Annotated in this window: 6 protein-coding genes and 1 riboswitch; all 6 genes read left to right on the top strand. The window is 30.5% G+C overall.

Going from position 1 to position 6,686, the window contains the following annotated elements; all coding sequences use genetic code 11:
- On the top strand, positions 1–456 hold a 456-nt coding region (locus ACTHW2_RS09420), incomplete at its 5' end, for an SEC-C metal-binding domain-containing protein (protein ID WP_442263684.1).
- A 9-nt stretch (positions 457–465) separates the two neighbouring features.
- Positions 466–1,573 (top strand): peptide chain release factor 2 gene (gene prfB, locus ACTHW2_RS09425; protein ID WP_442263685.1). Its coding sequence is split into 2 segments (ribosomal slippage): positions 466–540 and positions 542–1,573, totalling 1,107 coding nucleotides; the frame shifts between segments, so codons are not numbered across the junction.
- Between the two features lie 122 nt (positions 1,574–1,695).
- The gene (locus ACTHW2_RS09430) at positions 1,696–3,789 is read left to right on the top strand and encodes a Tex family protein (protein WP_442263686.1); all 2,094 of its coding nucleotides are present in this window, start codon (positions 1,696–1,698) and stop codon (positions 3,787–3,789) included.
- An 18-nt stretch (positions 3,790–3,807) separates the two neighbouring features.
- Complete coding sequence (locus ACTHW2_RS09435) at positions 3,808–4,536, top strand: ATP-binding protein (protein WP_442263687.1); 729 nt, start codon at positions 3,808–3,810, stop codon at positions 4,534–4,536.
- A 46-nt stretch (positions 4,537–4,582) separates the two neighbouring features.
- A riboswitch (FMN riboswitch) is annotated at positions 4,583–4,699 on the top strand.
- A gap of 99 nt (positions 4,700–4,798) precedes the next feature.
- Positions 4,799–5,398, top strand: a complete 600-nt coding sequence (locus ACTHW2_RS09440; protein WP_442263688.1) for an ECF transporter S component — start codon at positions 4,799–4,801, stop codon at positions 5,396–5,398.
- Between the two features lie 231 nt (positions 5,399–5,629).
- Positions 5,630–6,686, top strand: a 1,057-nt coding sequence (locus ACTHW2_RS09445; RefSeq protein ID WP_442263689.1) for a cache domain-containing protein, incomplete at its 3' end; no start/stop codon positions are given.

Below are 6,686 nucleotides of genomic sequence, written 5' to 3' on the forward strand. Positions count from 1 at the left end.
ACAAAAGAAGATATTATAGAAAGTATAATAGAAAGTGCTGAAGCAAAATATGCCCACAAAGAAGAAGAATTTGGGGATGAAAAGTTTAGAGAAATAGAAAGAATAATACTTCTTCAAGTAGTAGATAGTAAATGGATGGACCATATAGACTCTATGGACCAGTTAAGACAAGGTATAGGACTTCGTGCATATGGACAAGAAGATCCAGTGCGTGCATATCAGATGGAAGGTTTTGATATGTTTGAAGAGATGACAGCTGCAATATGGGAAGAAACAGTGGGACTACTTTACCATGTTGAAAACCCAGAAAATGTAGAAAGAAAAAGAGTAGCAAAACCACTAAAACCAAATAGAAAAGAAGGAAATAAACCTCTAGTTAAAGATAAAAAAGTAGGAAGAAATGATCCTTGCCCGTGTGGTAGTGGGAAAAAATATAAAAGATGTTGTGGGAAGTAGGTAGAAAATATGCAAGATATTTATATGGAAAAAACAAGCTTAAGTGAAATAAAAGATATGATAGAAGAACTGGCGGTGTCTCTTTGACTTAGAATCCCTTAGAAAAAAGGTAAAGGAAAATGAAAAGCTTTCTTTTGAGGCTGATTTTTGGGATGATGTAGAAAAGGCTCAAAAAATTATGAAAGAGACAAAGAGCTTGAAAAATGAAGTTAAAAGATACGATGACCTTATAGCTAGAATTGAAGATCTTGAAGTTTTGATAGAACTAGTTTTAGAAGCTGAAGACTATAAGGACGATAAAGAAATAGAAGAAGAAATGGAAGCTATATCTAAGATAGCAGAAAACTTTAAATTATCTGCTCTTTTAAGTGGTGAATTTGATAAAAATAATGCCATACTATCTATTCACTCAGGAGCTGGAGGATTAGAAGCTCAAGATTGGGCTGAGATGCTTTTAAGAATGTACAGAAAATGGGCAGATAATAAAGAATATGATATAGAAACACTAGATTTTACACCTGATACTGAAGGAGGCATAAAAGCAGTTACTCTTTTAGTAAAGGGGCACAATGCCTATGGATATTTAAAATGTGAAAAAGGTGTTCACAGATTAGTTAGAATATCTCCTTTTGATAGTGCTGGTAAAAGACATACTTCTTTTGCAAGTGTTGATATATTTCCAGAACTTACAGACGATGAGGAAATAGATATAAATGGAAATGATTTAAAAGTTGATACCTATAGATCGTCAGGAGCAGGTGGTCAGCACGTCAATACTACGGACTCGGCAATAAGGATAACACATTTGCCAACAGGTATAGTAGTTCAGTGCCAGTCTGAAAGAAGTCAGCATACAAATAGAGAAACTGCTATGAATATGTTAAAATCAAAACTTATATCCCTTAGAGAAGAAGAAAATAAAGAAAAGATTGAAGATCTTCAAGGAAACTATTCCCAAATATCTTGGGGATCTCAAATTAGATCATATGTATTCCATCCTTACAGTATGGTAAAAGACCATAGAACAAATGCAGAAATAGGTAATGTAGAAAAGGTTATGGATGGGAGTATAGATTTATTTATAAATGAGTGTTTAAAAAGTAAAGTCATATCTTAAAATGACTTTACTTTTTTTGGAAATAATGTAAAAATGCAGGAGTTTGACTATGCAATGTAGTATACTATATATAATAGGATAGTATACTACATTTAAACTTATAAACTTAAGGAGCTGTTGGTTTGGAAATTATAGAAAAGATTATTAAAGAATTTGGTGTAAAGAAAAAACATGTAGAAAATCTTGTAGATATGTTAGATGGTGGTGATACTGTACCTTTTATAGCCAGATATAGAAAAGAACAAACTGGAGAAATGAAAGATGAAACTATTAGAGATATAGCTAATCGATTAGAATATTTAAGAAATTTAGAGGCAAGAAAAGAGGAAATAAAAAGACTTATCCACGAACAAGATAAGCTTACAGAAGAATTAGAAAAGACAATTGATAAGGCACAAACACTTCAAAGATTAGACGATCTATATAGACCATATAAGAAAAAAAGAAGAACAAGAGCTACTATTGCTAAAGAAAAAGGGTTAGAGACTTTAGCAGACATAATTATGCTTCAAGAAATAGAAGAAAAAGAGCTTGAAAAGACTATTAATACTTATATAGATGAAGAAAAAGAAGTGATGAACTCAGAAGAAGCCCTACAAGGTGCTGAAGATATAATAGCAGAAAAGGTTTCTGATGATGCAGACTATAGGAGAGGTGTTAAAAATATTATTGAAAAAAATGGTGTTTTACAATCTGAAGGTGTAGATGAAGAAGACTCTGTTTATAGTATGTATTATGATTATAAAGAATCAGTTGGAACTATTGCAAATCATAGAGTTTTAGCATTAAATAGAGGAGAGAAGGATAAAAGGTTAAGGATAAAATTACTAGTAGACGAAAATAAGGTCTTAGAGTTTTTAAATATGCTTATCATAAGGAAAGATTCTACTACATCAGAAATCATAAAAAGAGCTGTAGAAGATGGATGGAAAAGACTACTTTTCCCATCACTTGAAAGAGAAATAAGAAACGATTTAAAGGAAAAAGCAGAAGAAGATGCTATAAAAGTATTTTCAGAAAATCTAAAACCATTACTCATGCAGCCTCCTATAAAGAATAAAAATATATTAGCTCTTGATCCAGCTTATAGGACAGGTTGTAAAGTGGCAGTGTTAGATGGAACAGGTAAGTTTTTAGATAAGGATATAGTCTATCCAACGCATTCTGAAAAAATGATAAAAAACTCAAAAGAAGTCATAAAAAAGCTTATAGGTAAATATAATATAAATATAGTTGCTATTGGAAATGGGACAGCTTCTAGAGAGACTGAAAGCTTTGTGGCTGAAGTTCTTCAAGAATTAGAAGGAGATGTAGCTTATATAATAGTAAGTGAGGCTGGAGCTTCTGTATATTCTGCTTCCAAAGTTGGAATAAAGGAATTTCCAGATCTTGATGTAACTATAAGGGGAGCTATTTCTATAGGTAGAAGACTTCAAGATCCACTAGCAGAACTTGTAAAGATAGAACCAAAACATATAGGAGTAGGTCAATATCAGCATGATTTAAATCAAAAGGAACTAGATACAAGTTTAAAAGCTATAGTTGAAGAATGTGTTAACCGTGTAGGGGTAGATTTAAACACAGCCAGTCCTTCACTACTTAGCTATGTAGCAGGAGTATCAAGTAAGGTTGCTGATAACTTAGTCGGTACAAGAGAGGAAAAAGGAAAGTTTTCTTCTAGAAAAGAACTTCTAAAAGTAAAAGGACTTGGCCCTAAAACCTTTGAACAATGTGCAGGATTTTTAAGAATTGAAGAGTCTGAAAATATTTTAGATAATACTGGAGTACATCCAGAAAGCTATGATATAGCTAAAAAACTTTTAGATATGGAGTATAAGGAAAAGGACATAGAAAATTTATCAGAAGAACTTGGAGTAGGTAAACCAACCTTAATAGATATAATAAAAGAACTTGAAAAACCAGGAAGAGATCCAAGAGATGAGATGATAAAACCCCTTTTAAGAAAAGATGTTTTATCTTTAGATGATTTAAAAATTGATATGGTTTTAAAAGGAACAGTTAGGAATGTAATAGATTTCGGAGCCTTTGTGGATATAGGAGTCAAAGATGATGGACTTATTCATATATCACAGCTTTCAAATAAATTTATAAAACATCCAAAAGATGTAGTTACAGTTGGAGACATTGTAGATGTAAAGATAATAGACCTAGATAAAGAAAAGGGAAGAATATCTTTGACTATGAAAAATCTTTAATAGGAGGTCAGATGGGAATTGGAAGAACAAGAGATTAGGAAAGAAAATATGATACCAGAAGAAAGTTTTAAAATACTATTAAATTTATCAGAGGGAATTTTTCATGATTTCAAAAACAGTTTATCAGTAATATCAGGATTATCACAGCTTTCAATACCTAAAGTTGAATCAAATGACATTCGCAACAATCTAAGGTTAATAAATGAAGCGACATTTGAATGTAGAGATGCAATAGATAGATTTTATAGATCTATAAATGGCTATTATCAAAAAGAGAAAAAAGAAAATAGTATAAGAAATATTATTTTTTCTGTATTAGATATGTTAAAATATAAGATAAATGATGTAAATAAAGGGAAAACTTGTATTGAAACAAATTTAAGTATAACAACTCCTGGGCTAGTATATGGAAATGAATATGAACTAAAACAATCAATTTTAAATATTTTTCTAAATGCAATAGAAGCAATGGAAGAAACAGGAGGAACTTTAGATATAAATCTATCTCAAGTAAGAGATCGAACCTTTTTAAAGATAAAAGACACAGGAATAGGGATGCAAAAAGATACATTGGACAGAATATTTGAATCTTCTTTTACTACTAAGGGAAAGAAAGGGACAGGACTTGGGCTTGTTATTACTAAAAATATAGTAGAGGAACATGATGGTGAAATATATGTAAAAAGTGAACCTGGAAGAGGTACAAGTTTCACTATTAATTTACCGATGTATGAAGTAGAAAAGTAATATTTGACATGACTTAAGATTAAAGCTATAATTAAATTAAATAAATATATATCTTCAGGGCGAGGCGTAAATCCTCACCGGCGGTAAAGCCCGCGAGCCTTTTTAGGTTGACTTGGTTAAATTCCAAGGCCGACAGTTATAGTCTGGATAGGAGAAGATGTATTAGACGAGCAGATTTTTTGAATTTGTCTAATTTAGCCCCGAAGTAAGATCTTCGGGGCTTTTTATATCCCGAAGAAAAACAAATTTGGAGGGATGTAAAATGTATACTTTAAGTAGGAAAAGCTTTAGCACAAGAAATATGGTAAAAATCTCAGTCTTGGGTGTAATATCTATGGTACTGATGTTTTTTGATTTATCTGTGTGGTTTGCACCACCATTTTTAAAACTAGATATATCAGACCTACCTTCTTTAATAGCGGCTTTTGCAATGGGCCCTATGGCAGGAGTTATAACACAATTTTTAAAAAACATACTGAGCTTTCTTATAGAAGGTTCAAGTACTGGAGGAGTAGGTGAGATTTCAAATTTTTTAGTAGGAAGTGTATTTGTATATATCGCAGGCTTTATATATTATAAGAAAAGAACTTTAAAGATGGCAGTAATAGGATTATTTGTCGGTGTTATAATGATGAGTATATTTGCAAGTATTAGCAATTATTTTGTAATATTTCCCCTATATGCAAAGATACTTCCATTAGATCAAATAATAGAGATGGCAAGTAAATTAAATAAATATGTTGTAGACTATAAAACACTTATGATCTACGCAGTAGTTCCATTTAATCTATTAAAGGGTACGGTAGTTTCAGTTATTACACTTTTAATATATAAAAAGGTTTCACCGATTCTTCATGATTAAAGAAAATATAAATTAAATATATAAAATCTTGTATGCTCTTTTTATAATAGGCAGTTAAAATAATTGTCTATGATAAGAAGAGTATTTTTATTTAAAATAGATTTATATAGGATAATATTTTCTATTAACTTTATTTGCTTAAATTTTAACAATAAGCTCCGATAAATATAAATGGACAATTATTTACATATATCGACATTTATTTATATATATGGAAAGGAGAAAGGTTAGATGAAATTAAAATCAAAAATATTTTTAGGTTTTGCCATTTCAGTATTAATAATATTTTCGCTATTATCATATTATACATTTAAGGAAACTACAGCTACTGTGATTGATAGTGAAAGGGATATGTTAAATGTTTTGGAAAATTCTATAAATATTCAAATGGAAGAACAACTTGAATCAGCAGAAATAGGTGCTTTATCATTGGCAAACAATATGGAGGTAGAAAAAGCTTTTGCAGATAAAGATAGATCAAAACTTGTAGACATGTTACTTCCAGTTTATAAAAGTATAGACGATAAAGTTGCTCAAGTACAATTTCACCTGCCAGATTCTACTTCTTTTTTAAGGCTACATAATCCTGATAAATTTGGAGATAGTTTAAAAGACTTTAGATTTACAGTAAATGAAGCCAATTCAAGTGAAGAAATAGTTGAAGGGCTTGAAGAGGGAGTAGCAGGATTTGGTTTTAGAGTTGTAGCGCCTATATCTTATGAAGGAGTTCATAGAGGTAGTGTAGAGTTTGGAAATGATTTTGGAGGAAATTTCTTAGAAGGTCTTAAAAGAAATTATGGTGGAGAATATTTTATTTATGATTTAGAGTCAAATATCTTAGCTAATACGGATGAAGATAATTGGACTATTGAAAATGATAATGACAAAGAAAAAATAAAATCAGATAAAAGTCTTTTTCTTCACACAGAGGATGAGAAATACAATGTAATGTTAATACCATTTAGTGACTATGAAGGAAATGTTGTTGGATACTTCAAAGTTATAGATGATAGAACAGAAATATTAAATCAATTATCAAAGATTAAAAGAAACTCACTTATTTTTACAGCTATTCTTTTAAGTATCTTACTTGGTATATTTTACATCTTCCTAAATCATTCATTAAATCCAATAAATGAATTAATATCAGTAACTGAGAAAGTAGCCCAGGGAGATCTAACACAGACAGTAGATATTAAAACAAAAGATGAGATAGGAATACTAGGAAGATCCTTTAATACAATGACATCAAATCTTAGGGATTTAATATCTCAATCAAGTAATATAT

This window comes from Tissierella sp., assembly GCF_052089545.1.
In the GTDB taxonomy this organism is placed as follows: domain Bacteria; phylum Bacillota; class Clostridia; order Tissierellales; family Tissierellaceae; genus Tissierella_A.

What these genes read in the sequence shown, in the direction of transcription:
- ACTHW2_RS09440 (WP_442263688.1), top strand. Translation starts at nt 4,799, where the DNA reads ATGTATACTTTAAGTAGGAAAAGCTTTAGCACAAGAAATATGGTAAAA.